The organism is Maricaulis maris, from assembly GCF_003634045.1.
Classification (GTDB): Bacteria; Pseudomonadota; Alphaproteobacteria; order Caulobacterales; family Maricaulaceae; genus Maricaulis; species Maricaulis maris.
Genome location: NZ_RBIM01000002.1, coordinates 446,323 through 470,685 on the forward strand (window position 1 = coordinate 446,323; position 24,363 = coordinate 470,685).

27 protein-coding genes are annotated in these 24,363 nt (G+C 63.7%); 11 read left to right on the top strand and 16 right to left on the bottom strand.

What is annotated here, in order from left to right; all coding sequences use genetic code 11:
• Positions 1–70 precede the first annotated feature (70 nt).
• Positions 71–1,888, bottom strand: a complete 1,818-nt coding sequence (gene aspS / locus C7435_RS05240) for an aspartate--tRNA ligase (protein WP_121210301.1) — start codon at positions 1,886–1,888, stop codon at positions 71–73.
• Between the two features lie 621 nt (positions 1,889–2,509).
• Entirely contained in the window at positions 2,510–4,003 is a 1,494-nt protein-coding gene (gatB, locus tag C7435_RS05245; protein WP_121210302.1) for an Asp-tRNA(Asn)/Glu-tRNA(Gln) amidotransferase subunit GatB, read from the bottom strand.
• 221 nt (positions 4,004–4,224) lie between these two features.
• On the opposite strand from gatB, the gene C7435_RS05255 reads away from it, so the two are divergent.
• Positions 4,225–4,698, top strand: coding sequence for a hypothetical protein (locus tag C7435_RS05255; RefSeq protein WP_147422631.1), 474 nt, complete (start codon positions 4,225–4,227; stop codon positions 4,696–4,698).
• 35 nt (positions 4,699–4,733) lie between these two features.
• Here C7435_RS05255 and C7435_RS05260 read toward each other — a convergent pair whose 3' ends face one another.
• From C7435_RS05260 to gatC, 4 genes are read right to left on the bottom strand one after another with little or no spacing between them, the layout of a single operon-like run.
• Complete coding sequence (locus C7435_RS05260; protein WP_121210305.1) at positions 4,734–5,051, bottom strand: hypothetical protein; 318 nt, start codon at positions 5,049–5,051, stop codon at positions 4,734–4,736.
• Complete coding sequence (locus C7435_RS05265) at positions 5,038–5,322, bottom strand: hypothetical protein (protein ID WP_075190797.1); 285 nt, start codon at positions 5,320–5,322, stop codon at positions 5,038–5,040. The genes C7435_RS05260 and C7435_RS05265 overlap by 14 nt, the downstream gene beginning before the upstream one ends.
• Positions 5,322–6,797: an Asp-tRNA(Asn)/Glu-tRNA(Gln) amidotransferase subunit GatA gene (gene gatA, locus C7435_RS05270; RefSeq protein WP_075190798.1), complete on the bottom strand. Its 1,476-nt coding sequence runs from the start codon at positions 6,795–6,797 to the stop codon at positions 5,322–5,324. The genes C7435_RS05265 and gatA overlap by 1 nt, the downstream gene beginning before the upstream one ends.
• A 3-nt stretch (positions 6,798–6,800) precedes the next feature.
• Entirely contained in the window at positions 6,801–7,088 is a 288-nt protein-coding gene (gene gatC / locus C7435_RS05275) for an Asp-tRNA(Asn)/Glu-tRNA(Gln) amidotransferase subunit GatC (RefSeq protein ID WP_121210306.1), read from the bottom strand.
• 100 nt (positions 7,089–7,188) lie between these two features.
• Between gatC and ruvX the strand changes: the two genes are divergently transcribed.
• The 3 genes from ruvX (at position 7,189) to C7435_RS05290 (ending at position 9,412) form a co-directional block, all read left to right on the top strand.
• Positions 7,189–7,644 carry a Holliday junction resolvase RuvX gene (ruvX, locus tag C7435_RS05280; RefSeq protein ID WP_075190800.1) on the top strand — a complete coding sequence of 152 codons (456 nt, stop codon included), beginning with the start codon at positions 7,189–7,191 and terminating at the stop codon, positions 7,642–7,644.
• Between the two features lie 165 nt (positions 7,645–7,809).
• Positions 7,810–8,724, top strand: a complete 915-nt coding sequence (locus tag C7435_RS05285; RefSeq protein WP_121210307.1) for an AEC family transporter — start codon at positions 7,810–7,812, stop codon at positions 8,722–8,724.
• Positions 8,725–8,995: 271 nt separating this feature from the next.
• A complete protein-coding gene (locus C7435_RS05290) occupies positions 8,996–9,412 on the top strand; it encodes a YybH family protein (RefSeq protein ID WP_170150341.1) in 417 nt (138 codons plus the stop codon).
• On the opposite strand, the gene C7435_RS05295 is transcribed toward C7435_RS05290, so the two are convergent.
• Together C7435_RS05295 and C7435_RS05300 are read right to left on the bottom strand one after the other, a co-directional pair.
• Positions 9,409–10,377: an MBL fold metallo-hydrolase gene (locus C7435_RS05295; protein WP_121210309.1), complete on the bottom strand. Its 969-nt coding sequence runs from the start codon at positions 10,375–10,377 to the stop codon at positions 9,409–9,411. The genes C7435_RS05290 and C7435_RS05295 overlap by 4 nt on opposite strands.
• Positions 10,378–10,416: 39 nt before the next feature.
• Positions 10,417–10,929 (bottom strand): GNAT family N-acetyltransferase, encoded by a 513-nt coding sequence (locus C7435_RS05300; RefSeq protein WP_121210407.1) that lies wholly within the window; start codon positions 10,927–10,929, stop codon positions 10,417–10,419.
• A gap of 241 nt (positions 10,930–11,170) precedes the next feature.
• On the opposite strand from C7435_RS05300, the gene C7435_RS05305 reads away from it, so the two are divergent.
• From C7435_RS05305 to dprA, 4 genes are read left to right on the top strand one after another with little or no spacing between them, the layout of a single operon-like run.
• Positions 11,171–12,133: an aspartate carbamoyltransferase catalytic subunit gene (locus tag C7435_RS05305; RefSeq protein WP_121210310.1), complete on the top strand. Its 963-nt coding sequence runs from the start codon at positions 11,171–11,173 to the stop codon at positions 12,131–12,133.
• Positions 12,130–13,407 carry a dihydroorotase gene (locus C7435_RS05310; protein WP_121210311.1) on the top strand — a complete coding sequence of 426 codons (1,278 nt, stop codon included), beginning with the start codon at positions 12,130–12,132 and terminating at the stop codon, positions 13,405–13,407. Before C7435_RS05305 ends, C7435_RS05310 begins: the two co-directional genes overlap by 4 nt.
• Before the next feature lie 12 nt (positions 13,408–13,419).
• Entirely contained in the window at positions 13,420–14,070 is a 651-nt protein-coding gene (plsY, locus tag C7435_RS05315) for a glycerol-3-phosphate 1-O-acyltransferase PlsY (RefSeq protein ID WP_121210408.1), read from the top strand.
• Positions 14,067–15,227, top strand: coding sequence for a DNA-processing protein DprA (gene dprA, locus C7435_RS05320; RefSeq protein ID WP_121210312.1), 1,161 nt, complete (start codon positions 14,067–14,069; stop codon positions 15,225–15,227). Before plsY ends, dprA begins: the two co-directional genes overlap by 4 nt.
• On the opposite strand, the gene C7435_RS05325 is transcribed toward dprA, so the two are convergent.
• From C7435_RS05325 to C7435_RS05340, 4 genes are all read right to left on the bottom strand, one after another.
• Positions 15,206–15,427 carry a hypothetical protein gene (locus C7435_RS05325; RefSeq protein WP_075190808.1) on the bottom strand — a complete coding sequence of 74 codons (222 nt, stop codon included), beginning with the start codon at positions 15,425–15,427 and terminating at the stop codon, positions 15,206–15,208. The two genes, dprA and C7435_RS05325, sit on opposite strands and share 22 nt — an antisense overlap.
• A 73-nt stretch (positions 15,428–15,500) precedes the next feature.
• On the bottom strand, positions 15,501–15,878 hold the full coding sequence (locus C7435_RS05330; RefSeq protein WP_121210409.1) for a J domain-containing protein: 378 nt from the start codon (positions 15,876–15,878) through the stop codon (positions 15,501–15,503).
• A 94-nt stretch (positions 15,879–15,972) separates the two neighbouring features.
• The gene (locus C7435_RS05335; RefSeq protein WP_121210410.1) at positions 15,973–16,860 is read right to left on the bottom strand and encodes a division plane positioning ATPase MipZ; all 888 of its coding nucleotides are present in this window, start codon (positions 16,858–16,860) and stop codon (positions 15,973–15,975) included.
• A gap of 60 nt (positions 16,861–16,920) precedes the next feature.
• A complete protein-coding gene (locus C7435_RS05340) occupies positions 16,921–17,541 on the bottom strand; it encodes an SPOR domain-containing protein (protein WP_121210313.1) in 621 nt (206 codons plus the stop codon).
• 84 nt (positions 17,542–17,625) lie between these two features.
• On the opposite strand from C7435_RS05340, the gene panC reads away from it, so the two are divergent.
• From panC to C7435_RS05355, 3 genes are read left to right on the top strand one after another with little or no spacing between them, the layout of a single operon-like run.
• On the top strand, positions 17,626–18,492 hold the full coding sequence (gene panC, locus C7435_RS05345) for a pantoate--beta-alanine ligase (protein WP_121210314.1): 867 nt from the start codon (positions 17,626–17,628) through the stop codon (positions 18,490–18,492).
• A 53-nt stretch (positions 18,493–18,545) separates the two neighbouring features.
• Positions 18,546–19,316, top strand: coding sequence for a glutaminyl-peptide cyclotransferase (locus tag C7435_RS05350; protein WP_121210315.1), 771 nt, complete (start codon positions 18,546–18,548; stop codon positions 19,314–19,316).
• Between the two features lie 17 nt (positions 19,317–19,333).
• The gene (locus tag C7435_RS05355; protein WP_147422632.1) at positions 19,334–19,765 is read left to right on the top strand and encodes a hypothetical protein; all 432 of its coding nucleotides are present in this window, start codon (positions 19,334–19,336) and stop codon (positions 19,763–19,765) included.
• 55 nt (positions 19,766–19,820) lie between these two features.
• Here C7435_RS05355 and C7435_RS05360 read toward each other — a convergent pair whose 3' ends face one another.
• The 4 genes from C7435_RS05360 to C7435_RS05375 all read right to left on the bottom strand — a co-directional run bounded on the left by C7435_RS05360 (position 19,821) and on the right by C7435_RS05375 (position 24,363).
• Complete coding sequence (locus C7435_RS05360) at positions 19,821–20,258, bottom strand: DUF1489 family protein (protein ID WP_121210317.1); 438 nt, start codon at positions 20,256–20,258, stop codon at positions 19,821–19,823.
• A gap of 64 nt (positions 20,259–20,322) precedes the next feature.
• Positions 20,323–21,042 (bottom strand): hypothetical protein, encoded by a 720-nt coding sequence (locus tag C7435_RS05365; protein WP_121210318.1) that lies wholly within the window; start codon positions 21,040–21,042, stop codon positions 20,323–20,325.
• Positions 21,043–21,169: 127 nt separating this feature from the next.
• On the bottom strand, positions 21,170–22,123 hold the full coding sequence (locus C7435_RS05370) for a hypothetical protein (protein ID WP_121210319.1): 954 nt from the start codon (positions 22,121–22,123) through the stop codon (positions 21,170–21,172).
• A gap of 233 nt (positions 22,124–22,356) precedes the next feature.
• Entirely contained in the window at positions 22,357–24,363 is a 2,007-nt protein-coding gene (locus tag C7435_RS05375; protein ID WP_121210320.1) for an acetyl/propionyl/methylcrotonyl-CoA carboxylase subunit alpha, read from the bottom strand.

Sequence of the window (24,363 nt, forward strand, 5' to 3'; positions counted from 1 at the left end):
CCACATCACCACACACGAAAACGCCGGCCCATCGGGCCGGCGTTTATCTGTCTGACGCGATCAACGCCGATCAGGTCTTCTTCGCATCCGGCACCACCGTGCGGATGTGCAGCTCGCGCAATTGTTTGAGCTCAACCTCGGCCGGTGCGTTCATCATCAGGTCGCGAGCTTGCTGATCCTTCGGGAACATCACCACTTCGCGCAGGTTTTCGACGCCGGCCAGCAGCATGACCATCCGATCAACACCCGGCGCGATCCCGGCGTGCGGCGGGGCGCCATAGCGGAAGGCGTTGAGCATGCCGCCGAACTCTTCCTCGACCGTCGCCGCATCATAGCCGGCAAAGGCGAAGGCTTTCAGCATCACGTCCGGACGGTGATTCCGCACGGCGCCGGATGACAGCTCCACGCCATTGCAGACAATGTCGTACTGGAAGGCCTTGAGGGCCAGCAGCGTGTCGGCATCGGTATTGGCATCGAGCTTGAGGAATTCATCCGGATCGATCTGCGGCATCGAAAACGGATTGTGCGAGAAGTCGATCTTCTTGTTGTCCTCATCCCACTCATACATCGGGAAATCGACGATCCAGCAGAAGCGGAAGGTATCCTTTTCGCAAAGATCGAGTTCGGTGCCGACGACATCGCGGGCACGCCCGGCAAAGCTGGCGAAATCCTTCGGGTCGCCAGCCGCGAAGAAACACGCGTCACCTGCGCCGAGGCCGAGTTCAACGCGCAGCGCCTCGGTGCGCTCCTCGCCGATATTCTTGGCGATCGGGCCGGCCGCTTCCAGGCCACCCTCGGCCTCGCGCCAGAAGATATAGCCCATGCCCGGCTGGCCCTCTTTCTGGGCCCAGGAATTCATCCGGTCACAGAAGGCCCGACTGCCGCCGGTCTTGGCCGGGATCGCCCAGACCTGGACCTTGGGATTGCGTTCCAGCATGCCGGCAAACACCTTGAAGCCGGACCCGCGGAAGGTCTCGGAGGCATCGGCCATCTTGATCGGGTTGCGAAGGTCCGGCTTGTCGGAGCCATACCAGCGCATGGCATCCTTGTAGGCGATCTGCACAAAAGGTTCGTCCGGCACGGTGCGACCGTCGGCAAACTCGTCGAACAGGCCCTTCATGACCGGCTCGATCACATCGAACACGTCCTGTTGGGTGGCAAAGCTCATTTCCATGTCGAGCTGGTAAAACTCGCCCGGCGCCCGGTCGGCGCGGGCATCCTCGTCGCGGAAACAGGGTGCGATCTGGAAATAGCGGTCAAAGCCGGAGACCATGATCAGCTGTTTGAACTGCTGCGGCGCCTGCGGAAGGGCGTAGAATTTGCCCGGATGGACCCGGCTCGGCACCAGGAAATCGCGTGCACCTTCCGGTGAGGAGGCGGTCAGGATTGGCGTCTGGTATTCGACGAATTTCTCGTCGACCATGCGGCGGCGAATGCTGTCGATGATCTTCGAACGCAGCACGATGCGCTTGTGCAGGCTCTCGCGGCGCAGATCGATATAGCGGTGCTTGAGGCGCACCTCTTCCGACCAGTCCGGCTCACCAAAGACCGGAAGCGGCAATTCTTCCGCTTCCGACTGGATCGCCAGCTCGGCCAGGCGGACCTCGATCTCGCCGGTCGGCAGGTTGGCGTTCACGGTCTCGTCGGAGCGGGCGATGACCTCACCGGTCACAGTGATCACGCTTTCAACACGCAAGCGTTCCAGCGTCGCGAAATGCGGGCTTTCCGGCTCCAGCACGACCTGGGTCAGGCCATAATGGTCGCGCAGGTCGATGAAGAGCAGACCGCCATGATCGCGCTTGCGGTGGATCCAGCCGGAAATCCGGGCCGTCTGGCCGACATGGTCCTTGCGCAGTTCGGCGCAAGTATGGGAGCGGTATGCATGCATGGGAAAGCGTCCGTAAAACGGGGGTTAGACAGGTTGCCGCGATGTGCCGGTTTGTGGGGTGAAATGTCAAGCTGGCCGGGCCTCGGGGCGCAGTACCCGCGCACAACAACATCACCGCGGCGACCTCGCCTTGCGTTCCTGGACAAAAAGAGCGTGGGGATACCGATCGAATCCGATAAGATTCTGATTTAAAGCCATCAATTTTGACCTGCACGCCGCCAGGCCTTTTGCAAGAAGCTGGAAGATCTCCCGACTCACCGTCCCGCCCCGAATTCAAAATCAGCAGCAATGGAGCGATCCATCGTGGTGGCCACGTTATTTGTCGTGTTTTGCCCCTGTCGATCACCGCGCGGGGTCAAATGGTCGTCATGCCCGCTAAACCGAATAAGCGCCGCCCGCGGTACGCCCCGGACAACCAATCCGCCCCCCGATGAGTTGGGTGCGCGAGAGTTATGGGGGTGAGTGAGACGAGGCCGGCTCCCCCTCACCGGCCGGCGGGAAAGAGGGAAAACCTCCAAGCGGAGTCAGCCTGCCTCACACCGCTTCGTATGGATCGGAAAGATGGAGCCACCCGATCCGAGGCGTTGGAGACACGTGTCCGGAAATTGCGCTATGGGTTGCCTATCCCAGCAACTTCTTCCGCAAAATCTCGTTCACGGCTTGCGGATTAGCCTTGCCCTGCATGGCTTTCATCACCTGGCCGACGAACCAGCCCATCGTCTTGGGCTTGTCCTTGACCTGGGCGGCCTGGTCGGGATTGTCGGCGATGAGCCGGTCGATGACGGCTTCAATGGCACCGGTATCGGTGACCTGTTTGAGGCCCTTCTCTTCGACAATTTTCGCCGGGGCGCCGCCTTCGCTCCACAGGATTTCGAACACGTCCTTGGCGATCTTGCCGGAGATGGTGTCGTCGGAAATGAGCGCGATCAGACCACCGAGCTGTTCGGCCGAGACCGGGCTGTCGGTGATGTCGAGACCTTCCTTGTTGAGGCGGCCATAGAGCTCGTTATTGACCCAGGAGGAGGCCAGCTTGGCGTCCCGGCCCTCGGCCACGATCTCGAAATAATCGGCGCGGTCCTTGTCGGCGGACAGGACGGCGGCGTCGTAATCGGACAGGCCGAGTTCGGAGACGAGGCGCACGCGCTTCTGGTCTGGCAGTTCGGGCAGGCCGGCCCTGATCTCGTCGACCCAGGTCTGCTGCAGCTCGAGCGGCAGCAGGTCGGGGTCGGGGAAGTAGCGGTAGTCGTGCGCTTCTTCCTTGGAGCGCATGGAGCGGGTCACACCGGTGCCTGCGTCGAACAGGCGGGTTTCCTGATCGATCTTGCCGCCGTCCTCGATGATGTCGATCTGGCGCTTGGCCTCATACTCGATGGCCTGGCGGATGAAGCGCAGAGAATTGACATTCTTGATCTCGCAGCGCGTGCCCAGATGCGAGAAATCACCGGTCTCGCGGAATTTCTCGTACTGGCCGGGACGGCACACCGAGACGTTCACATCGGCGCGCAGCTGCCCCTTCTCCATATCGCCGCCGCACGTGCCCAGATAGCGCAGAATGGTGCGCAGCTTGGCGACATAGGCCGAGGCCTCTTCGGGCGAGCGGATATGCGGGCGCGAGACGATTTCCATCAGCGCCACGCCGGAGCGGTTGAGGTCGACATAGGTCGAATTGGGATCGAGATCATGGATCGACTTGCCGGCATCCTGTTCCAGGTGCAGGCGTTCAATGCCAACGGTGAAGCGCGAGCCGTCGTCGCGCTCGCACTCGATCTCGCCCTCGCCGACGATCGGGAATTGGAACTGGGAGATCTGATAGCCCTGCGGCAGATCCGGGTAGAAATAGTTCTTGCGGTCAAAGCGAGACCAGAGATTGATCTGGGCATTGAGGCCGAGCCCCGTCCGGACAGCCTGCTCGACGACGCGCTCATTGATCACTGGCAGCATGCCGGGCATGGCTGCATCGACCAGGGAGACTTGGGTGTTGGGCGCCGCGCCAAAGGCCGTCGCCGCTCCCGAAAACAGCTTGGCATTGGAGACGACCTGGGCGTGGATCTCCAGACCCATGACAACTTCCCAGTCGCCGGTCGCGCCCGGCAGGATATAGCTGTGATCACTCATCGATAGCCCCGTGTTTATGGTCGTGCGGCGGGCAGACAACCCACCCGGCGTTGATTGAACCTTCCCCGCCCGCCGTCAAGTCCGGCTCGCTGCTATGGCGCATTTCGGTGCCGGTCTGCTGCGGCGTAGGGCAGGTTTCTGCAGTTGCACGAGGCAAACTGGCAACCGACTTGCTGATAGCTCGCAAAGCAAACGGAAGACGCACCGAAGAGGGACAGACCTTGCGACACACCATTCTTTCGATCGCCCTGAGCGGGGTCGCGGCCCTGGCGCTCTCGTCCTGCGCGTCCAAGCCGGAACCACGCGTATCCGCAAGCCAGGCTGCGTTTGAGCAGGCACTGGCCATGGCCTTGCTGGGCCCCATGATGGAAGGCCGTTCTCCCATGTCGGATGGCGAACTCCAGACGCGTGCCAGAGCGGCTCAGCGTTATCCACTGGGCAGCTGGGACAATCCGGTTCGCGCATCCGGTCCGGGCGGGCAGCGTGAATATCTGTCCCGCCTGCGGTGCGCCGATGGGCAGACGCCGCGCTTTGAACGGCTGGGCAATTTCGGCGCCGGCATCTACCGGTCTATCGTGGATGGTTATCAGCTCGATTGCGGGTCGGCCCAGCCGGGACGTGTCGAAGTCTATATGGACATGTACCATCCCGGATATCGCGAGATGCTGCCGGTCGCCGGATTCTTCATCATGTAAAGGCAGACTGCGGGACCCAAGGCCCGGAGCGACCGCTAGCGCGGAGTGGCCGCGTGATTGTGCGGGTCTTCGTCCGGATCTTCGTCGGCGTCATCGTCGTCATCCCAAGCGGGACGCTCGTCTTCCGGCGTGTTCATCGCCGCAACCAGGACCCGTCCCGCCATGGCGACGGTCAGGCCGAAAAACAAAAAACCGATGCCCGGTACGACCAGGAAAACGGTCCAGATGGTGCGCGGCTCCAGCGGCACGAGGCCGCGAAACACCACGACCGCCGCCAGCACGAAGAGCGCGCCAAGAAGAAAACTCGGGCGTGCGAGTTTCATGGCTGGGTGGGCGGGTTCAGCCTTGGCCATCGGACTTTCCCGCAAAGCTTTTCACCACGGCCAGCATCGCTGCCAGACCGAACCCGGCCAGCATCAACCCCAGCGACAGTTGGATGATGAAGCCGATGGCCGGGAACTCGCCCGTCCCGAAAGCCTGCCCCACCATCACGCCGCCGGAATAAACAGTCGGCAGGCCGAAGGCGAGGCCAAGCACGGCCATCATGATCATGAAGCCGCGATTGGGCTTTTTCGGGCCTTCGGGTTGCGGCGTGTCAGGTGTCGGTGTTTCGGGCGTGCTCATCAGGACCACCAATTCTCCGGCTTGGCGACGAAGCCGGCCGAATCCTCGATCGCCGCGCCGACCTTGAACATGGTCTCCTCGTCCAGCGCCGGGGTGATGATCTGCAGCCCCAGCGGCAGGCCGTCCTTGTCGACACCGGCCGGCACTGACATGGCCGGCAGGCCGGCCAGGTTGGCGGTGACGGTGAAGACGTCATTGAGATACATGGCGATCGGATCGTCCGACTTGGAACCCAGTTCGAACGCCGCCGATGGCGCTGACGGCGTCAGCACGGCATCGACCTTTTCAAACGCCTGTTCGAAATCCTGCAGGATGCGCGTGCGCACTTTCTGGGCGCGCAGATAATAGGCATCGTAATAGCCGGCAGAGAGCACATAGGTGCCGATCATGATGCGGCGCTGCACCTCATGGCCGAAACCGGCACCGCGCGTGTTTTCATAGGTCGCATTGAGGTTTTCCCCCTCGACGCGATTGCCATAGCGCATGCCGTCATAGCGGGCGAGGTTGGACGAGGCTTCCGCCGGCGCGACGATGTAATAGGCCGGCAGGGCGTATTTGGTGTGCGGCAGGGAGATGTCGACGATCTCGCAGCCGGCGGCCTTGAGCCAGTCAATGCCCTTTTGCCAGGCCTCATCGATCTCGGCCGGCATGCCGTCGACCCGATATTCCTTGGGCACACCGATGCGCAGGCCCTTCACCGAACCGCCCACGGCGGCGACAAAGTCCGGCACGTCGTTTGGCAAGGATGTCGAATCCTTGGGGTCATGGCCCGACATGGCCTGCAGCATCAAGGCCGAGTCCTTCACCGTCTTGGCAAACGGGCCCGGATGGTCGAGCGAGGAGGCAAAGGCCACCGTGCCCCAGCGCGAGGTGCGGCCATAGGTGGCTTTGACGCCGACCGTACCGGTGAAGGCGGCCGGTTGGCGGATCGAACCGCCGGTATCGGTACCGGTCGCGCCGAAGCAGAGATCAGCCGCCACAGCCGCTGCAGACCCGCCCGAGGAGCCGCCCGGCGTCAGCATTTCGCCGTTCGGACCCTTCCAGGGATTATTGACCGGGCCGGTGTTAGAGGTCTCGTTCGACGAGCCCATGGCGAACTCGTCCATCGAGGTCTTGCACAGGAAGACGCCGCCATTCTCCCACAGCTTGGCCGTGACGCTCGACTCATAGGTCGGTTTGAAGCCCTTGAGGATGTTCGAGGAGGCCGCCGTGTCGACGCCCTCGACCGCGAACAAATCCTTGATCGCCAGCGGTGCCCCCTCGATCAGCCCGCCCTCGCCGCGTGCCAGCTTCTCGTCCGAGGCCTTGGCCATGGCCAGCGTCTTGTCGGCGTCAAAGGCCGTAAAGGCATTCAGCTTGGGCTGCGCCGCCTCGCACAGGGCGAGGCCTTCGGTGGCCAGTTCGACCGCGGAAACCTCACGCGCCTTCAGCTTGGCGGTGATGTCAGACAGGGTGAGTTTGAAAAGCTCGCTCATGACCTACTCCACCGATTTGGGAACAACGAAGAAGCCTTCGTCGGAGCAGGGCGCATTGGCCAGGACCTTGTCGCGGCAATTGCCGTCGGTGACTTCGTCGGCGCGCTGCGGCAGCGGGAATTTCACCGGTGTGGTCATGGCTTCGACGCCCTCGACATCCACTTCATTGAGCTGTTCGATCCAGCTCAGAATGCCATTGAGTTCGCCAACCAGCGCCTCGACGCGGTCAGTGGGTTCGGCAATGCGGGCGAGACGCGCGATGCGGCGCACATCATCAGCGGTGACGGACATGGGAAATCACTCCGGATAGTCGAAGCCGCTTGAGTAGCAATCGCCTTTCGCAGGTGCAAGAAAGCTTGACGGTGGCGCGTGCAAGGCGCATCCCGCAATCATGCCGATTGTAACGCTGGAAGACCTGCCCGATGGCCCGTTGATCGCTCTTGATCCGGGCAGCAAGACCATCGGGGTCGCCGCCTGCGGTGCTTCGCGCGGTCTTTCGACACCGGTGGAAACCATCAAGCGGACCAAGTTCACCAACGACGCGGAACGCATCTTCGCCCTGCTGGACGAGCGCCAGGCCACCGCCATCGTGCTGGGACTGCCGGTCAATATGGACGGGTCGGAAGGCCCGCGCGTGCAGTCCGTCCGCGCCATGGCCCGCAATCTGATGCGCCTGCGCGATCTGCCGATTGTCTTCCAGGACGAACGCCTGTCGACCTTTGAGGCCGAGGAAAAGCTGATCGCCGTCGGCGTGCGCCGCGACAAGCGCAAGGACATCATCGACGCCCACGCCGCCGCCAACATATTGCAAAGCGCCCTCGATCGGCTGGAGATGCTGGGTGAGTAGCGCCACCATCTTCCTTCTCCCTTGGGAGAAGGTCCCCGCAGGGGGGATGAGGGGGTTCGGCGAGACACCCGATCAAGACCGGGCTTTTCCCCTCACCCTTGATCCCTCTCCCCGGGGAGAGGGAAAACAGCGCCTGCCCTTTTTGACGACGCGAGGCTGTTCCGCATGAACCCCATCATCTCCGCCCTCGTGCCGGTCTTCGGCGTGATCTTTGTCGGCTGGCTGCTGCGCCGCTCCAATCTTCTGCCGGATGACAGCTGGGGCCCGATCTCGCGGCTGGCCTATCTCGGCCTGTCGCCGGCCCTGCTGTTTTCCTCGATCAGTCATGCCGACCTGTCGGATATCCAGCTGGGCAGCTTCATGGGCGCGGCGATGCTGGGCTTTCTCGGCATGGCGGCGATCACGCTGGCGATCAAGCCGCTGCTGAAAATCCCCGACCCGACTTATACCAGCGTTTTCCAGGCCACCTGCCGCTGGAACGGGCTGCTCATTCTCGCCCTGGGCATTGCCCTGTTCGGCGAGGAGGGCGAAATCCTGGTGGCGCTGATCATGGTCGCCTCCATCCCGCTGGTGAACATGGAATGCGTCGCGGCCCTGTCGATCTGGGGCGATGGCGCAGCGCCGAACTGGCGCTCGATCATCTATCGCATCCTGACCAATCCGCTCATCCTCGGCTCGGCGGCGGGCGGTATCGTAAATCTGGGTGGTATCCCGCTTCCCGGCATGCTGACCGACACGGTCGACCTGATCGGCCAGGCTGCCCTGCCATTGATCCTGCTGGCCGTTGGCGCCGGCCTCAACTTCACCGCCATGAAAGCCCGTCCGCGCCTTCTGGGACTGTCGGTCTTCATCAAGCTGATGATCGGACCGCTGGTCTTCTATGGCATCGGCCGCTTGCTCGGCATTGAGGGCGTGCCCCTGACCATCCTCCTGCTGACCGGTGCCTCGCCGGGCGCCGCCTCGGCCTATGTCCTGGCCAAGCAGATGGGCGGCGACGCGCCCTATTCCGCCGGCGACATCACCGCGAGCGCGCTGTTCTGCTTTGTGACGATTCCGTTCTGGCTGTGGCTGTTGGGATAGCGCGTATTGGCACGCAGCGCCGCGACGCACACCCGCCCATTATTGTCTTGCCGAGACCAAGCCTCAGTCGGTTTTCAAGCTCAAGGGGCCTGCCCGCGAAGCGGCGCCTGCGGCGCCCTTGACCTTGAAAACCGACTGAGGCCGACTGGCCGCCAAGACAATAATGATTGACCCCGCGCGCGTGCGCGCAAGTCGTTCATCTCAAGGTCAGGCCAGCTTCACCCATACTCACCATCCCCGATCAGGGCTCACACCTCACCGGAGGCGGAAAATGCGGCACGTCATTCTGGCCACACTCCTCATCAGCATCGCGACGCCCGCGGTCGAGGCTCAGGACCTGCCGGGTTGGGCGGACAGCCTGAATGCGAACCGTCCTGAGGACACGAGCGAATTCTACGCCTCGGACGCCGTGATCATGCCACCGGGGACGGCGCCGAGTGGCGGGCGCGACGCCATCGCCCGGTATTGGAGCCATTTGATGACGGTCGGACTGTCCGACGTCGACATCCTGTCGCGCGAAACACTCGCAGCCGGGCCGGACCGGATTTACGAGACAGCCCTGATATTCTGGCGCGGCGCTGATGGCGCTCGACGGCTCCAGCGCTCGGTCATTCTCTGGGAATTGCGATCAGGCGAATGGCAAATCTTGAGACATACCTGGAATTACGGCCCACAACGGTTCGACTAATCCGCCAGGCAATACCGCTCCCCCTCATCCGCCAGCCCGAAACCGGCCTCGATCACCACATCCCGCTCCGGCGCGTCGGGATAGCGGACCGGGTTGGTGTGGTTGAAATGGATGAAGCGGATCTTGGCCCGCTCGCTGGCGGGCAGATCGGCGAAACGTTCCATGGAATGAGTGATGAAGGGATGCGGGAAGCCTGACATGTCGCGGCCCGGGATTTCGCCATTGGCGTAGAAGGTGGCGTCGATATAGGCGATATCGACGGTGGCGATGAGATCCTCGATCCGCATGGCCTCGCCATATTCCCACGTCTCCCATTCTTCCCAGCTGTCGATGTCCGGCAGGAAGATCGCCGAACGGGTCGGCCCGGCGATGTGATAGCCCACAACCTCGGTGTATTCCTGGCGGTGCGGCACCTCAAAGGCCGTCACACGGACATCACCCAGCTCGACCGGCTGGCCAGCCCAGATCTCTTCCAGCTCGATATTGTCGTAGCGGACCAGCTGGTCCCAGGGCCCGTTGGAGAAAAGGAAGGCCGACATGGAGGGCATGGCATAAACCGGTACATCACGAGCGCCCATGCTCTCATGCCCGAGGAACATCAGGCCGGTATAATGGCCGATATGACCATGGGTCAGGAAGATGCCGTCCAGCCCGGGCCGCGCCGTGATCGGCATGGCCAAGTCAAGCCGGTAGAGTTGCTCGCGCATATCCGGCGTCGCCTCGAAGAGATAGCGTGCGCCCGCCTCCCGGTCGAGGACGGCAATCGAGGTTGCCAGGCGTCGCAGCGACGGATCCTCCCAGGCCGGGTCCGCGCTATTGCCCAGCTGGGGCGCGCCGCCATCCTGGCCGACCCCGAGGACGATGAGCTCGACGGGGCAGACGGCGGATTGCGTATCGGACTGGGCCGCGACTGGCGCAGTGGCGGCGAGGGTCAGGGCGCCCAGCGCCAGAGAGTAAATCTTCATGGCCGGAACGAGACGAAAGCCCGGCACGCAGGTCAAGCGCTAATCAATCCCGACGACAGCGCTGCGGCGCTCCATCTGTACCACATCGCGCCACTGGCCGGCCATCGGGCCATGACCCATCTTGCCGAGCCCACGGCGCACGCCGAGGCGTTCAAAGCCGCATTGCTCGTGCAGTCGGATCGAGGCGGTGTTCTCGGCGAAAATACCGGCGGCGAGAGTCCACAGGCCTTCGGCCTCGGAGCCTTCGATCAAGGCCTGCAGCAAGATCCGCCCGAGCCCCTGGCCGCGCGCCGCGGCGGCGACATAAACCGAGACCTCGCCCACCCCGCCATAAACACAGCGCGAAGAGACCGGGCTGAGTGCGGCCCAACCTGTCACCACGCCTTCACCGTCCAGTGAGACCAGGCGCGGTGCGGCAAGCTTGCCCTCGTCGAAATGGGCCCAGTCAGGCGCGGCACTCTCGAAGGTCGCGTGACCGGTGGCGATGCCCTCGGCGTAGATGGCGAGGACTGCGGGCGCGTCGGTTCGCGCCATGGGACGAATTGTTGTCATGGTGGCTCCGATTGCGAGCGGCGTCTCGCCCAGCAGGCCGCAAGCCCCACCGCAGGTCAACACCCTCACTTGTCATCTCCGATCTCCGCCCGGCCCGACGCCGGGCATGCGTCCGGGATGACAACAATATTTGGTCCTCGCCAAAACCACCACGACACGCACCCTCCCTTGCTCCCGCCCCCAACTCCCCCTATACCGCCGAACACTTTATCTGTGTGCCCTTGGCGACCCAGGAGACGGGATGAGCCGCGCGGAATTTTCCTACGACTTCCCCCACCGCCACCTTGTGTCGGTGGCCGACCTCAACCCCGTTGATATCCAGATCATTTTCGAGCGCGCCGCGCATCATCTGGCAGCCAACCGGACGCCGGACAAGCGCACGGATGTGTTGCGTGGGCTGACGGTTCTCAACCTCTTCTTCGAGGCCTCGACGCGGACGCAAGGCTCATTCGAGATGGCCGGCAAGCGGTTGGGTGCCGATGTGGTCAATTTCGCCATGGCGAACTCCTCCGCCTCCAAGGGCGAAAGCCTGTCGGACACGGCGCGCACCCTGGCGGCGATGAAGCCGGACATCATGGTGGTGCGCCATTCTGCGACCGGGGCGCCGCAATTCCTCGCCGAGCGGACAGGTCTCTCCGTCGTCAATGCCGGCGACGGCATGCACGAGCACCCGACCCAGGCCCTACTCGACAGTTTCACCCTAGCCCAGCATTGGGGCTCGGTCGGCGGACGGCGCATCCTGATCGTCGGCGATATCCTGCATTCGCGGGTCGCCCGCTCGAATATCGGCCTGCTCAATATTCTCGGCGCCGAAATCCGCCTGTGCGCCCCGCCGACACTGTTGCCGTCCGATGTCGACCAGTGGGGCTGCGACGTCTTCCACGATCTCGACGAGGCCCTGAAAGGCTGCGACGCGGTCATGGCATTGCGCCAGCAACGCGAACGCATGACCGGCGGTTTCGTGCCGTCCGAGCGCGAGTTCTTCCATCTCTTCGGCCTGACCCATGAACGGCTGGAAGCCGCCTCGCCCGACGTGCTGGTCATGCATCCCGGACCGATGAATCGCGGCGTCGAAATCCATACCAAGCTGGCCGATGACCCCGACAAGAGTGTGATCCTCGACCAGGTCGAAAGCGGCGTGGCCGTCCGCATGGCAATCCTCGAGCTGATCGGCGGCAATATCCGCAAGGAGGCTGCGGCATGAGTACGACCCGCGCCATCATCAATGCCCGCTTGGTCGACCCCGCCTCCGGCCATGACGGCCCCGGCGGGGTCCTCATCGAGGACGGTTTGATCGCCCAGACCGGCAACGAGCTGGACCTGGATGCCGCCGATGACGTGATCGACGCCAGGGGTTGCATCCTCGCCCCGGCGCTCATTGACCTGCGCTGCGCCAAGGAAGCCGCCCTCACCCCGGACGGCGAGACCCTGGACACGCTGTGCGCCTCGGCCATGACCGGCGGGTTCGGAACGATCGTGCTGGCGCCCAATGCGCGCAGCCCGCTCGACAACGCGGACGGGTTTGCCGGCATGAACCGGGGCCTCGCCCAACGTGGTGTGCGGGTTCTTTCGGCCTGCGGCGCGACCCAGGGCCTGGCGGGTGAGCAGATGGCCGAGATCGGCCTGATGGTGCGCGGCGGCGCGGTCTATGCCGGTTGCGGTGACGCCCCCATCCACGACGCCCGACTGATGCGCCGCCTGTTGAGCTATACCAGCCAGTTCGATGTCTGGCTGGCGAGCCGCCCGGCCGATCCGCATCTCGCCAAGGGCGCTGTGGCGCTTGAGAGCGACTGGTCGGCCCGCTTCGGCCTGCCCGCCGAACCGGCGGTATCGGAACGCATTGCCATCGAACGCGATGCGGCGCTGGCAGAACTCTCGGGCGGCAAGCTGATGATTGACCGGCTGTCGACCGCGGCCGGCCTGGATGCGCTGCGCCATGTCCGCAGCCGCGATCTCGAGATCGCCACCACCGTCGCCATCGCCCATCTCACCCTCAACGAGGTTGATGCCGGGGGGCTGGACAGTGCCTTCCGCATGGACCCGCCCCTGAGAAGTGAAGCCGACCGACTGGCCCTGGTCGACGCCATCATCTCCGGCGAGATCGACGCGGTGGTTTCCGATCACCGGCCGACACCGTTTGACGACAAGGGCGAACCCTTTGCCCTGGCCATTGCCGGCACGCTGAGCCTCGAGACCATGCTCGGCGCCATGCTGGGCCTGGTGCATGACGACGAACTCGAACTGGTTGACGCGCTGCGCGTGATGACCAGCGGCCCGGCTGACCTCATCGGTCTGCCGCAGGGTCGCATCGCGGTCGGCGCCCCGGCCGATCTCATCCTCATCGATGGCGACAAGCCCTGGGTCTGCCAGCCCGACGCTTTTGCCTCGGCACGGGGCAATTCGGCCTGGGCCGGACGCCGTTTCCAGGGACGGGTCTTGCAAACCATCGTCGCCGGAGACACATTATACAACTCTTAGGTGCAAATTGACATGACCAGCCTCTTGATCGTGCTTGCCGCCGCCGGTGGCTATCTCTTCGGCTCCATTCCCTTCGGACTGGTGCTGACACGCATGGCCGGGCTGGGCGATATCCGTGCCATCGGCTCGGGCAATATCGGCGCCACCAATGTGCTGCGCACGGGCCGCAAGGACCTCGCGGCCCTCACCCTCATTCTCGACGCCGGCAAGGCCGGGATCGCGGCGGCGGTGTTGGGCTATTTTCTGGGCACCACGGCGGGTCTTGTGGCGGGCGGATTCGCCTTCGCCGGCCATTGCTTCCCGGTCTGGCTGGGATTCAAGGGCGGCAAGGGTGTGGCCACCTTTGTTGGAACCATGCTGGCCGTGTTCTGGCCGGTCGGCCTGACCGTGATCGCGACCTGGCTGATCATGGCCGCGATCTTCCGCATCTCCTCGCTTGCGGCCCTGGCCGCCGCCCTGGTGGCGCCCTTTGCCGCCTATGCCTGGGGACGTCCGGATGTCGCCATCATGGCCGCGGTGTTGACCGTGCTGATCTACTGGCTGCATCGCGCCAATATCCAGCGCCTGCTCAAGGGCGAGGAACCGCGCATCGGCGGCAAGAAGGACACGGCCGGAACTGGCACTTCGGCCGACAGCGAAGACCCGGACACGCCCGCGACATGACCGATGCCGAGGCCAGCCACACCGACAGGGTGATGTGGCTGCGCCTCGCGCGGACAAGGGGGCTGGGCGCAACCAGTTTTGCCCGTGCGATCGCCCGCTATGGCAGTGCCGAAGCTGCAATCGATGACCTGCCGGCCCGCGCCCGCGCGGCCGGGCGACGCAATCTCGACATTCCGCCGGTCGACCGGGTCGAGGCCGAGCTTGAACAGGTCAACCGGGCCGGCGCCCGGCTCATCTGCGGTTTCGAACCGGATTATCCGGCCCTGCTGACGGCCATCCCCGATCCGCCGCCCGCCATCATCGTCCGCGGTGACACAAGGCTTTTCCAGCGCCCGGCCTGTGCCATTGTCGGCGCCCGCAATGCCTCGGCGGTGGGATTGCGTTTCGCCCGCGAGCTGGCCAACGGGCTGGGACGCGAGGATGTGGTGATCGTCTCCGGTCTGGCCCGCGGGATTGACGGCGCCGCCCATGCCGGCGCCCTCAACAGCGGTACGATCGCCGTCCTGGCTGGCGGGATAGATCATGTCTATCCGCCGGAACACGCTGCCCTGCATGAACACATCGCCGAACGCGGCCTGCTGATTTCCGAAATGCCGCTGGGCCGGACCCCGACAGCGCGCGACTTCCCGCGCCGCAACCGGATCATTTCCGGCCTGTCGCTCGGCTCGCTGGTGGTCGAGGCGGCGCTGCGTTCGGGGTCGCTGATTACAGCGCGTTATGCCGGCGAACAGGGCCGCGAGGTGATGTCGGTGCCGGGCTCCCCGCTCGACCCGCGTGCCCGCGGCTCGAACCAGCTTCTGCGCGATGGCGCCCACCTGATTGAAACCGTCGATGACGTGCTCGCCGTCCTGGCTGAGGCCCGGCCACCTTCCACGCCAACCCGGCATGTTGAGGATTGCAGCCCCCCCGATCCTGACGATTTTTTTGACGAAGCGACGGAGGAGGTCGAGATGTCGATGGAAGCGGTACCGGCCCGGGCCAATCCACTCGACCGGCTGCGCGCCCTGTTGTCGCCCGCGCCTGTCTCAAGCGACGAGCTGGCCCGCGCTGCGTCCCTGCCGGCGGGACAGGTCCAGGCCTTGCTGATGGAAATGGAGATGCGCGGCGAGATTGCCAGCCTGCCAGGCGGGCTGGTTCAGCGTCGCCGCCGCAGCTGATCGAGGCGTGCCGATTCCATTTCGATGTAATTGGCCGCGAGTTCAATCAGACAGGCACTTTGGCCATAGCCATGATGGAAGGCATCCTCGCTCAGCCCGCGCAGCGCCCGGGACAAGCGGTCCGATTCCTCGCTGAGCGGCAGGGTGCCGGGCAAGGGATGGCCGAACAGGTCATGGCCGGGTCGGATTTTTCGCCGCATTCCCCCCTCCCTCGATACCCGGACGATAGGTCAGGATTGATGCAAATACAACCTTGGGTAAAAACCCTGCCTGTCAATCCAATTGCGCGAGCAAAAGATCACGGGCTTCCTGGACCTGACGGGCCAGGGCCGCCGAGCCTTCGCCGGTATCGGGATGGAGCTTTTTCATCAAACGGCGATGGGCGGCGCGGATGGTTGCGGCATCCGCGCCGGCATCGACACCGAGTATTTCACGCGCTTCTTGCACACTCATACCGCCCCGGCTTGGCGGCGTGGCGCTGCCGGAGCCATGCCCCTTGCCAGCGTCCGCCCCGGACGGTCGCGGCCGCAGCACATCCCCCAGCAGACCAAGGCCGAACAGACCGATCGGCCCGCCCAGAATAACTCCGCCGCGCAGACTGATGATCACCCCGGCCAGCAAGGCTCCGCCGCCGAGAATGATCCGGACCATGCGTGCCGCCTTGGCGGTCTTCTGTCGCGAAAACCACCACGCCGCCCCCAAAAGGGTGATCAGAGCGAGGGTTCCAAGGGCAAAGGGCGTCATGTCAGAACGGAATGGTTTCGCCCTGCAGACCGGGCAATTTGAGCACGATCAACAGGTCACGCAGCTCCTGGCGGGCCGCCACATGGCTCATGGTGAAAGTCACCGTGGAGCCGCTTTCGGTGAGGTCGAGCAAGGTCAGCCCAAGCGGGAAAAGCTCGCGGTAGATCACCCGCTCGGCAAAACCCGGCGCCAGACGGAAGCCGATCCTCTGCGACAGCATTTTGAGCCCGTCGCCGACGCGCCGCTTATTGCGGGCATCGAGCATGGAAATGCGATTGCGCATGACGACCCAGTCGATCGAGCGCTTCTCCAGCTGGGCCTTGCGCTTGCGGCACTCCCACAGCATTTCCGAGTAAACGCTCGGCGTGCCGACCTGGAAGGTCTCCGGGTCGATCTCGGCAAGCAGGTCAAAATCGACGAAACTGTCATTGACCGGCGTGATCACCGTGTCGGCACAGGAATGGGCCAAACGCGAATAAAGTGTGTCGGCGCCGGGCGCGTCGATGATGATGAAGTCGCAATTGGTCTTCAGCCGGCTCAGGGCCTCGGAAAAGCGCTCGGTCTCCTCGTCCTCGACAAGATCGAGATCGCGCTGGGCGCTCGGCGCAAGAACCGCCTCTTCCGGTCGCGGCAGGGACAGGCGATGGCGCTCGCACCAGCGTTCACGATTGGCAAGATAGCGGCCGAAACTGCGCTGGCGCAGGTCGAGATCAATGGCACCGACACTCTTGCCCATCCGCAGCAGCGCGACGGCGAGGTGCATGGCCACGGTCGACTTGCCGGCCCCACCCTTCTCATTGCCAACCACAATGATGTGCGCCGCGCGGACACCGTCGCGGACCCGGCCAAGCGGCCGTGTTGGCAAACGAAAACCGGTCTGACTTGTCATCTTGCCCCAATTCTGGACCACGGTCCCGGCACATGAAACTCACGCGCGGGCACGGCGATTCTATTCGCCCGCAGCCGACGCCATATCCGCCATGCGCAGACCGGAGAAGTCAACCACGGCACAGTAATCGCCGCTGTTCGTGATCTGCAGACACACCGCCTGCGCGGCGGCGGCGCTGTCGAACGGCCCCGCTTTCAAACGCAGATACTGTCCCTGGCCGGCAATCTCGGCCTGGCTGAGGCGCGGCTCAAGCCCGGTCAGGACATCGCCGTGCGCAACCATCAATGCGTGCCAGCCACTCTGCGCGGTCTCGACGCGGCGGTAGGAGGCCAGATGAATGGCATGCTGCAAGCTCGGCGCGTCGAGCATGTCGGCCGGTGGCGGCGGTAGGTGATGCTGCGCCGGGACTGGCGTGACCGGCAGATCCGGTGCGTCGCCAGGATCATTGAGGCCGACGATCGCTGTCGCCAAGGCGCGCAACTCCGGCGCCACACGCTCAACCGCATCCGGATCGAAGCGGGCCAGATGCGCCAATTCCCGCGACATGGCGTCGGCCAGCTGGGCATTGCGGGTCGGCGCCACCATCGCTTCCGGTTCGCCGGCAGCCGCCGGATGTTCCGAGCTGGTGGTCACACAACCGCAAAGCGCCAGGGCGGCAAGAAAAACAGTCAGTTGTTTCATGTCATTGTCTCTGACGGGATCGGATCGCTTGCCTGTATCATCGCATGAGATTATCCCCAAGCGACCCGTTTTGTGGACCCTTTCATGATTACCCAGCAAATTCCCCACGCCACCACGATTTCCGCGCTGCGCACGCGGGTGCGAACTTGGCGTGACGACCGCCTGAGTGTTGGCTTCGTGCCGACCATGGGCGCGCTGCACGATGGGCATCTGTCCCTGGTCCGGCTGGCCAAGGCACAATGTGATCGCGTGGTGACGAGTATTTTCGTCAATCCAAAACAATTCGCCGCCGGCGAAGATCTCGACGCTTATCCGCGCACGCTGATTCCCGACGCGGAAAAACTCACGGACGCGAAATGCGACCTCATCTATCTGCCGACACCGGAGATCATGTATCCCGATGGCTATAGTGCCAATCTCGTCTTGAAGGGGCCGGCCATCGGGCTGGAAGCGGCCGTGCGGCCGCACTTTTTCGACGGCGTCGCGACCGTGGTCGCCAAATTATTCAACCAGGTCCGGCCGGACATGGCCTTCTTCGGCGAGAAGGATTACCAGCAATTATTGGTAATCCGGCAATTGGTGAAGGATCTGGACTTCCCGGTCGAGATCCTGGCCGGCGAAACCGGTCGCGACAAAGATGGCCTCGCCCTGTCCTCACGCAATGTCTATCTCGATGCCGATCAACGCGCCCGTGCCGGCCAGCTCAACCTGATCCTGAAGGATTTCGCGGCGGCGCTCAGCGCCGGCAGCACGGTGTCGGCGTCGCAGGCGACAGCGCTTGCCAAGGCCAATGAGGTCTTCGACGCGGTTGACTACGTCGAAGCGCGTTGCGCTACCAGCCTGGCCGAATTGGGTGACGGCGTGATCGATCGCCGGACCCGCGTGCTGGCGGCAGTCAGGCTGGGTTCAACCCGGCTGATCGACAACATGGCAGCAAAACCGCCTTCTTGACGCCGGATTTCCCGCTAAGCTGGCCAACGCACCCACAGGGGGAGACCCGCTTGATGATTGCCCGCACTCTCACCGCTCTTGCCCTTTGGGCAACTCTGCCACTGGTTGCCTGCGCGCAAGCGCCCGAGATCATCCGGCCGGAAGTGGTGGCCCGCTATCCGCACGATGCCAATGCCTTCACCCAGGGCCTGTTCATCCATCAAGGCGAGCTGTTCGAGAGCACCGGCCGGGTCGGCCAGTCGAGCCTGCGCCGGGTGGCACTGGAAACCGGGATTGTTGAACAGAGCGTCGCCATTGCCCCGCCGATCTTCGGCGAGGGGTCGGCCCGGATCGGCGACCACATCTACATGCTCAGCTGGGTGTCGGAACGCGGCTTCATCTTTGATGCCGACACGTTCGAACAGGTCGACAGCTTCACTTATCCCGGTGAGGGCTGGGGGCTGACCCATGACGGCACTCATCTCATCCTGTCGGACGGCACACCGGAGCTGCGCTTCCTCGACCCCGAAACGATGACGCTCGCGCACTCGATCCAAGTCACACTGAACGGGCGCCCGGTGCGCCGGCTCAACGAGCTGGAATGGATTGACGGCCGCATCTGGGCAAACATCTGGGAAACGCGCTCCATCGTGCGTATCGATCCGGAGACCGGGATCGTCGATGCCATGATCGACCTTGCCGCCCTGATCCCGGCCGAGGTTGCCGGGCGCCGCGACGCCGTCGCCAACGGGATTGCGTGGAATGCACAGACAGGCCAGATTTATGTCACCGGCAAGTTATGGCCCACCCTGTTTGAAATTCGTTTGCCGGAATCGACTGAATAAGCCGGCCAGGACCGTCAATGACACGCGCAACATCGGCCAGACACAGGCATCCCCGACGGGTCGAGATCGCCGCGCACGTGCTGGCAACGCTTTTCAGTCTCTACGCCGCCGCCTGGTTGCTCGGTGTGACCCTCACCCAGTCAGGCATAGGCGGCGGAATTTTCTTCGGTATCAATATCCGCGTCGCCCTCAACCATACAGGCCTCTTCGAACTCGTACTCTTTTATATGTTATGTGCGTTGGGCTTTGCGGCCCAAGCCCTGCTGATCCTGCGCAACAAGGCAGCCGTGCTCGCTATCGGCGGGGCTGTTGCCAGCCATCTGGTTCTCTGGGTCCGGATGGGAGACAATCCGGCCTGGGACAGCCCGATCGGCCTTGTGGTCATTTCGATCGAAGCCTTGATTCTGCTCCTGATGCTGCGACTGCAACACGCCGGAGCGCTGCGTTGACAAGGTCCGGCGCCCATTCCGGGTATCCACCGGCATCGGCCTGCTGACGCAGGTCCTACCAGGCACCCAGCTCCAGCAATTTCGCCCGCAATTCCCCCGGCAGACCGTCACCGCCCTCGCCGCCACCGCCGACATCGCGCGGGGCATCCTCGGGTTTGAGATAACGCCAACCCTGGAAAGGGCGGCGCGGCGCCGCAGCGGTCCGGATGATCTCCGGCGACATCATGATGGCGCAGCGCTTGATACCGTCGCTACCGGTCACCGCCTCGAGCGCAATAATCTCGGAGCGGCACTGGATCGCCCCCGACATGACCCAATACAGCGAGCCGCCGGCCTCGACCTCGTCCTTGCGGGCTGGGAACATGCGGGTGACATGCATGGCGACTTCCGGCTCGCCAGCGGCCCGACGCGCCGCCATTTCGCGGTCGCGATGGGCTTCCAGCTCCTCAACCGAAGCGACGCCGACGCAGAGTTTGACGATGTGAATAGTCATGGGGAGCAAGTAGGGCGACTCCGCGCCGCGGTCAAAACCGCAGCGCGGCGCCCACGCTTCAGCTCTAGTCGACGGTCACCGTCCCCAGATACTCGATATCGGTGAAGGTGAGCTCGAAGCTCTGCTCGAATGTCTGGAAGGCGGCGCGGCCACTGATTTCCTGCGACATGCGCGTCAGCACCGGCGCTGGCAGGCCGTCGAGCTGGTCGAATTGCTGCACCATCTCGAACCGGTTGAGACGCACCGCAAAATGCGGCTTGAAACTCTCGGGCGCCCAGACCCGCAATTGCGTCACGGCGAGCTGGTCTCGCGATACGGTGAGCGCCCCCTGGACATGGTCGGCCATCGCCTGGTCGTCCTCATCGAGTTGGGGATCAAAATTGAAGACCAGCCTGTCGCCGGCCTCGTCGGCCAAGGTCAGGGATCCCGGCACGATGTCACTCCCGTCGGCCGAGAAGAACAGCCCGGAGTCATCCTCATCCTCATCAGGTTCCTGCAGTCCGGTCCACATGCCCGACTGCATCTCGGACAAATCATCGAGCGCCGGAGAAACGAGCTGCCAGCGTTCGGTTTCGGGTCGGGTACCGTCGAATCGGCCGACCATGACCCCGTCCTCATTGGTCATGGTGATGGTGAAGCGCCACTCGGACTTGTCGGTCGGGACGGCGCTTCGGGACAGCGTGGCGTCAAGGACGGGATGTACCGGGGCCATGCCCGATTGGCCCAGTGCAGGCGCGCTGAAAAGCACGCTGACAGCGGCAAGCAAAACAGAAACAGATTTCATGGTTTTTGTTCCAGACAGGTTGGTTGCAACAATCACCCCCGCCCCAACCCTGTGCCACAAACGGACGCGCGAGGGGACTGTAATCCCCTCGCCTTACAACATTGTCATGCCGATGAATGCGCCCTGCTCAGGCCGCCTGGCGATTGACGAACCCGTCCGGCGCGTCGGGATCGATATCGAAGGTCCGCTCGGACTTCGGCATCACCCGCACCGGCTCGCCCAGAAGTTTGAACTTCAACTTCACGGCAAAGCTCAAAACCCGCTTCATCAATGCGCCAAGACCATCGGTCCGGGTCTCTTTCGGCACATAACCGAACTGGCGTCGCAGCACGCCATTGGCATAGAGGATCGAGTTCTGGAGCCGCGATTGCGGGGTCGAAATCTCGAATGGCACGGAGACATTCACGCCCGACTGGTTTTCAATCCGGTGCGGCCCGTGCAAGGGCCAATTTGTTGCCATGCCCGGATGCAGATCAACCGTGAAGGCGTCCTTGTCCCAGGCCGGATCGAAATGGATATCCTCGGTCTTGTCCTTGTGCAGAACGCCCTCGACATCATCGTGGTTCAAATAGGGCAACCTGGCCGGATAGGTACGAAAACGCTTCACACCGCGCATGTGCCACAACATGGTTTCGGACACATCCGAATGGGCGAACACCTGGGCGGACGGTGACGAAATCAGGATGCCGGCTTCTGCGACCAGTGGCCGGAAAGACGGATCGGCCTTCTTCATGTCGGCCAGCATCGCGTCATAGATCGGGCGATACTCCGGGTCTGTGTCCATGGCATGGCGCAGATTGATCCAAAGCCTGCCCTTGCGGACAGCCTCGATCAGCTCCAGCCCGCTCAGGGCACCCGGGTCACCCGCTCGCCAGCTGTCATGGTCGGTCGCATCGTCGCCCATGGTGCAAAAATCGATCATGTCACGCGGATGGCGTTCAATCAGGGCCGCCAGGGCGACGTCGGAGAAGGCATGATGTTCGTGGTAGTTGTGACGTACCGTCATCGGCTCATGACGAAACTTGCGCTTGGCGTCATCCGACCAAGTCGACCCGAACTGATCCATATAGGTGTCACGCATTGATCCATCTCCCGTGATGTCACCGGGAAAAGAGCAAGAGATGTGCCGGTTTCGCGTGTGGGGGGATAAGTGCGGCTGCGAACCGTCCTGTCCCGTCGAAGATCGGCCTTCGGTCGGTCCTCCCCATTCATGGCTTGCGGGCAGAAGGCCGTAACCGGGAAATCTCGGCAAGCTATCAATGGTTACTTGCGCTCACGCACAGGTCCAAGGCATGAGCGAGGCGAGCCGACGCGTCAGGCGGCGACCACCTCGTCCAGCGCCTCGAGCGCGACAAGGACATCGCCCTCAGCAACCTGACCGCCTGTCTCGACCGCCAGCTCGCCGATCACGCCGTCGCGCGGCGCGGCCAGGGCGTGCTCCATCTTCATCGCTTCCAGAACGACGAGCGCCTGGCCCTTCTTCACGCTGTCACCGGCCTTCACATTGACCGCCAACACCTTGCCCGGCATCGGCGCCTTGATCACATCGCCCGCCTCCAGCGCGTCGGCGGCGGCTTCCGGGTTCTCGTAGGCGTAGACCGTGGCCCGGCCTTGGCAAGCCACCAGAACACCGCCCTCGACCGGTTCACATACAGCGTGCAGGTCGACCCCATCGGCGCGGGCGGCAAAGGCGTAGCCCCGCGCCGTGTCTTCGATGCCGAGATCACGGATATCGGTGATCTCATCACCAATACGGACCGTCAGTCCGCGTCCGGCCCGGGTGAGGACGACCGTGATGATCTCGTCGGCGACGTCGAAGCGATGCTCGATCCGCGGCTGCGCATTGAGGCGCCAGCCATCGGCGCTCTCGAACGGGTCAAGGGCACCGCCAAGGATCGGACGCAAGTCGAGCGCCCCCAACAGTGCCAAGGCACCATCGACCGGACGTACGACGGTCGGAACCAGCGTCTCGAGATTGGCCTCGATAAAGCCGGTGGATAGACGAGCAGCAAGAAAGTCTTCATGCACGGCCGCCCGACGCAGGAAGGCGGCATTGGTGCGGACCGGATAGACGACCAGCTCATCAATCATGTCGGCCAGGATGTGGGCGGACTCGCGGCGGGTCTCAGCGTGAGCGATCAGCTTGGCGATCATCGGATCATAATGGAGGGACACCTCACCGCCCTCTTCCACGCCGGTATCGACACGGCGGCCCGGCCCTGCCTGCGGAAATTCGAGACGCTGCAACGGCCCCGTCGAGGGCAGGAAGCCGGCCACCGGGTCCTCGGCATAGAGGCGCGCTTCCATGGCGTGGCCGGACAGGCGGATCGTGTCCTGCTCGGGCACCGAGCCGCCGGCCGCGACCTTCAGCTGCAGCTCGACGAGATCGAGGCCGGTGACCATTTCAGTGACCGGGTGTTCGACCTGGAGACGGGTATTCATCTCCATGAAAAAGAAACCGTCCTCGCGTAGCTCGCCCGACCCGTCGACGATGAATTCGACCGTGCCGGCACCCACATAATCGACCGCCTTGGCGGCATTGATGGCGGCGGAGCACATGGCCTGGCGCACATTCGGGGTCATGCCCGGCGCCGGCGCTTCCTCGATCACCTTCTGGTGACGGCGCTGCAGCGAACAGTCGCGCTCATAAAGATGGATCACCCGCCCCCGGCTGTCGCCGAAGACCTGAACCTCGATATGGCGCGGATTGGTGATGAATTTCTCGATCAGGACGCGGTCATCGCCGAAGCTTTTCGAGCTCTCGCGCTTGCAGCTGTCCAGCGCCGCGAGGAAGTCCTCGGCAGCATCGACCTTGCGCATGCCCTTGCCGCCACCACCGGCGACGGCCTTGATCAGGACCGGATAACCGATCCGCCCGGCCTCGGCCTCGAGATGGGCGGGGTCCTGATTCTCGCCATGATAGCCCGGCGTGACCGGCACGCCGGCCTTTTCCATCAGCGCCTTGGCCTGATCCTTGAGCCCCATGGCGCGGATCGCTTCCGGTGACGGGCCGACAAAGATAATGTTGTTTTTGGCGCAGGTCTCGGCGAAGGCCGCATTTTCCGACAGGAAGCCATAGCCGGGATGGATCGCGTCGGCGCCGGTGACGATGGCGGCCTCGATGATCTTGTCACCCAGAAGATAGCTTTCCGAGGCCGGGGCCGGACCGAGCAGGATCGACTCATCCGCCTCGCGCACATGCGGCGCGTCGGCATCGGCTTCGGAATAGACGGCGACGGTGCGGATACCCATCCGTTTGGCCGTCCGCATCACGCGGCGAGCAATCTCGCCGCGATTGGCGATCAGAAGCGTCTTGATCAT

What these genes read in the sequence shown, in the direction of transcription:
- aspS (WP_121210301.1), bottom strand. Translation starts at nt 1,888, where the DNA reads ATGCATGCATACCGCTCCCATACTTGCGCCGAACTGCGCAAGGACCAT.
- gatB (WP_121210302.1), bottom strand. Translation starts at nt 4,003, where the DNA reads ATGAGTGATCACAGCTATATCCTGCCGGGCGCGACCGGCGACTGGGAA.
- C7435_RS05260 (WP_121210305.1), bottom strand. Translation starts at nt 5,051, where the DNA reads ATGGCCAAGGCTGAACCCGCCCACCCAGCCATGAAACTCGCACGCCCG.
- C7435_RS05265 (WP_075190797.1), bottom strand. Translation starts at nt 5,322, where the DNA reads ATGAGCACGCCCGAAACACCGACACCTGACACGCCGCAACCCGAAGGC.
- gatA (WP_075190798.1), bottom strand. Translation starts at nt 6,797, where the DNA reads ATGAGCGAGCTTTTCAAACTCACCCTGTCTGACATCACCGCCAAGCTG.
- gatC (WP_121210306.1), bottom strand. Translation starts at nt 7,088, where the DNA reads ATGTCCGTCACCGCTGATGATGTGCGCCGCATCGCGCGTCTCGCCCGC.
- ruvX (WP_075190800.1), top strand. Translation starts at nt 7,189, where the DNA reads ATGCCGATTGTAACGCTGGAAGACCTGCCCGATGGCCCGTTGATCGCT.
- C7435_RS05285 (WP_121210307.1), top strand. Translation starts at nt 7,810, where the DNA reads ATGAACCCCATCATCTCCGCCCTCGTGCCGGTCTTCGGCGTGATCTTT.
- C7435_RS05290 (WP_170150341.1), top strand. Translation starts at nt 8,996, where the DNA reads ATGCGGCACGTCATTCTGGCCACACTCCTCATCAGCATCGCGACGCCC.
- C7435_RS05295 (WP_121210309.1), bottom strand. Translation starts at nt 10,377, where the DNA reads ATGAAGATTTACTCTCTGGCGCTGGGCGCCCTGACCCTCGCCGCCACT.
- C7435_RS05300 (WP_121210407.1), bottom strand. Translation starts at nt 10,929, where the DNA reads ATGACAACAATTCGTCCCATGGCGCGAACCGACGCGCCCGCAGTCCTC.
- C7435_RS05305 (WP_121210310.1), top strand. Translation starts at nt 11,171, where the DNA reads ATGAGCCGCGCGGAATTTTCCTACGACTTCCCCCACCGCCACCTTGTG.
- C7435_RS05310 (WP_121210311.1), top strand. Translation starts at nt 12,130, where the DNA reads ATGAGTACGACCCGCGCCATCATCAATGCCCGCTTGGTCGACCCCGCC.
- plsY (WP_121210408.1), top strand. Translation starts at nt 13,420, where the DNA reads ATGACCAGCCTCTTGATCGTGCTTGCCGCCGCCGGTGGCTATCTCTTC.
- dprA (WP_121210312.1), top strand. Translation starts at nt 14,067, where the DNA reads ATGACCGATGCCGAGGCCAGCCACACCGACAGGGTGATGTGGCTGCGC.
- C7435_RS05325 (WP_075190808.1), bottom strand. Translation starts at nt 15,427, where the DNA reads ATGCGGCGAAAAATCCGACCCGGCCATGACCTGTTCGGCCATCCCTTG.
- C7435_RS05330 (WP_121210409.1), bottom strand. Translation starts at nt 15,878, where the DNA reads ATGGTCCGGATCATTCTCGGCGGCGGAGCCTTGCTGGCCGGGGTGATC.
- C7435_RS05335 (WP_121210410.1), bottom strand. Translation starts at nt 16,860, where the DNA reads ATGACAAGTCAGACCGGTTTTCGTTTGCCAACACGGCCGCTTGGCCGG.
- C7435_RS05340 (WP_121210313.1), bottom strand. Translation starts at nt 17,541, where the DNA reads ATGAAACAACTGACTGTTTTTCTTGCCGCCCTGGCGCTTTGCGGTTGT.
- panC (WP_121210314.1), top strand. Translation starts at nt 17,626, where the DNA reads ATGATTACCCAGCAAATTCCCCACGCCACCACGATTTCCGCGCTGCGC.
- C7435_RS05350 (WP_121210315.1), top strand. Translation starts at nt 18,546, where the DNA reads ATGATTGCCCGCACTCTCACCGCTCTTGCCCTTTGGGCAACTCTGCCA.
- C7435_RS05355 (WP_147422632.1), top strand. Translation starts at nt 19,334, where the DNA reads ATGACACGCGCAACATCGGCCAGACACAGGCATCCCCGACGGGTCGAG.
- C7435_RS05360 (WP_121210317.1), bottom strand. Translation starts at nt 20,258, where the DNA reads ATGACTATTCACATCGTCAAACTCTGCGTCGGCGTCGCTTCGGTTGAG.
- C7435_RS05365 (WP_121210318.1), bottom strand. Translation starts at nt 21,042, where the DNA reads ATGAAATCTGTTTCTGTTTTGCTTGCCGCTGTCAGCGTGCTTTTCAGC.
- C7435_RS05370 (WP_121210319.1), bottom strand. Translation starts at nt 22,123, where the DNA reads ATGCGTGACACCTATATGGATCAGTTCGGGTCGACTTGGTCGGATGAC.
- C7435_RS05375 (WP_121210320.1), bottom strand. Translation starts at nt 24,363, where the DNA reads ATGATCAAGACGCTTCTGATCGCCAATCGCGGCGAGATTGCTCGCCGC.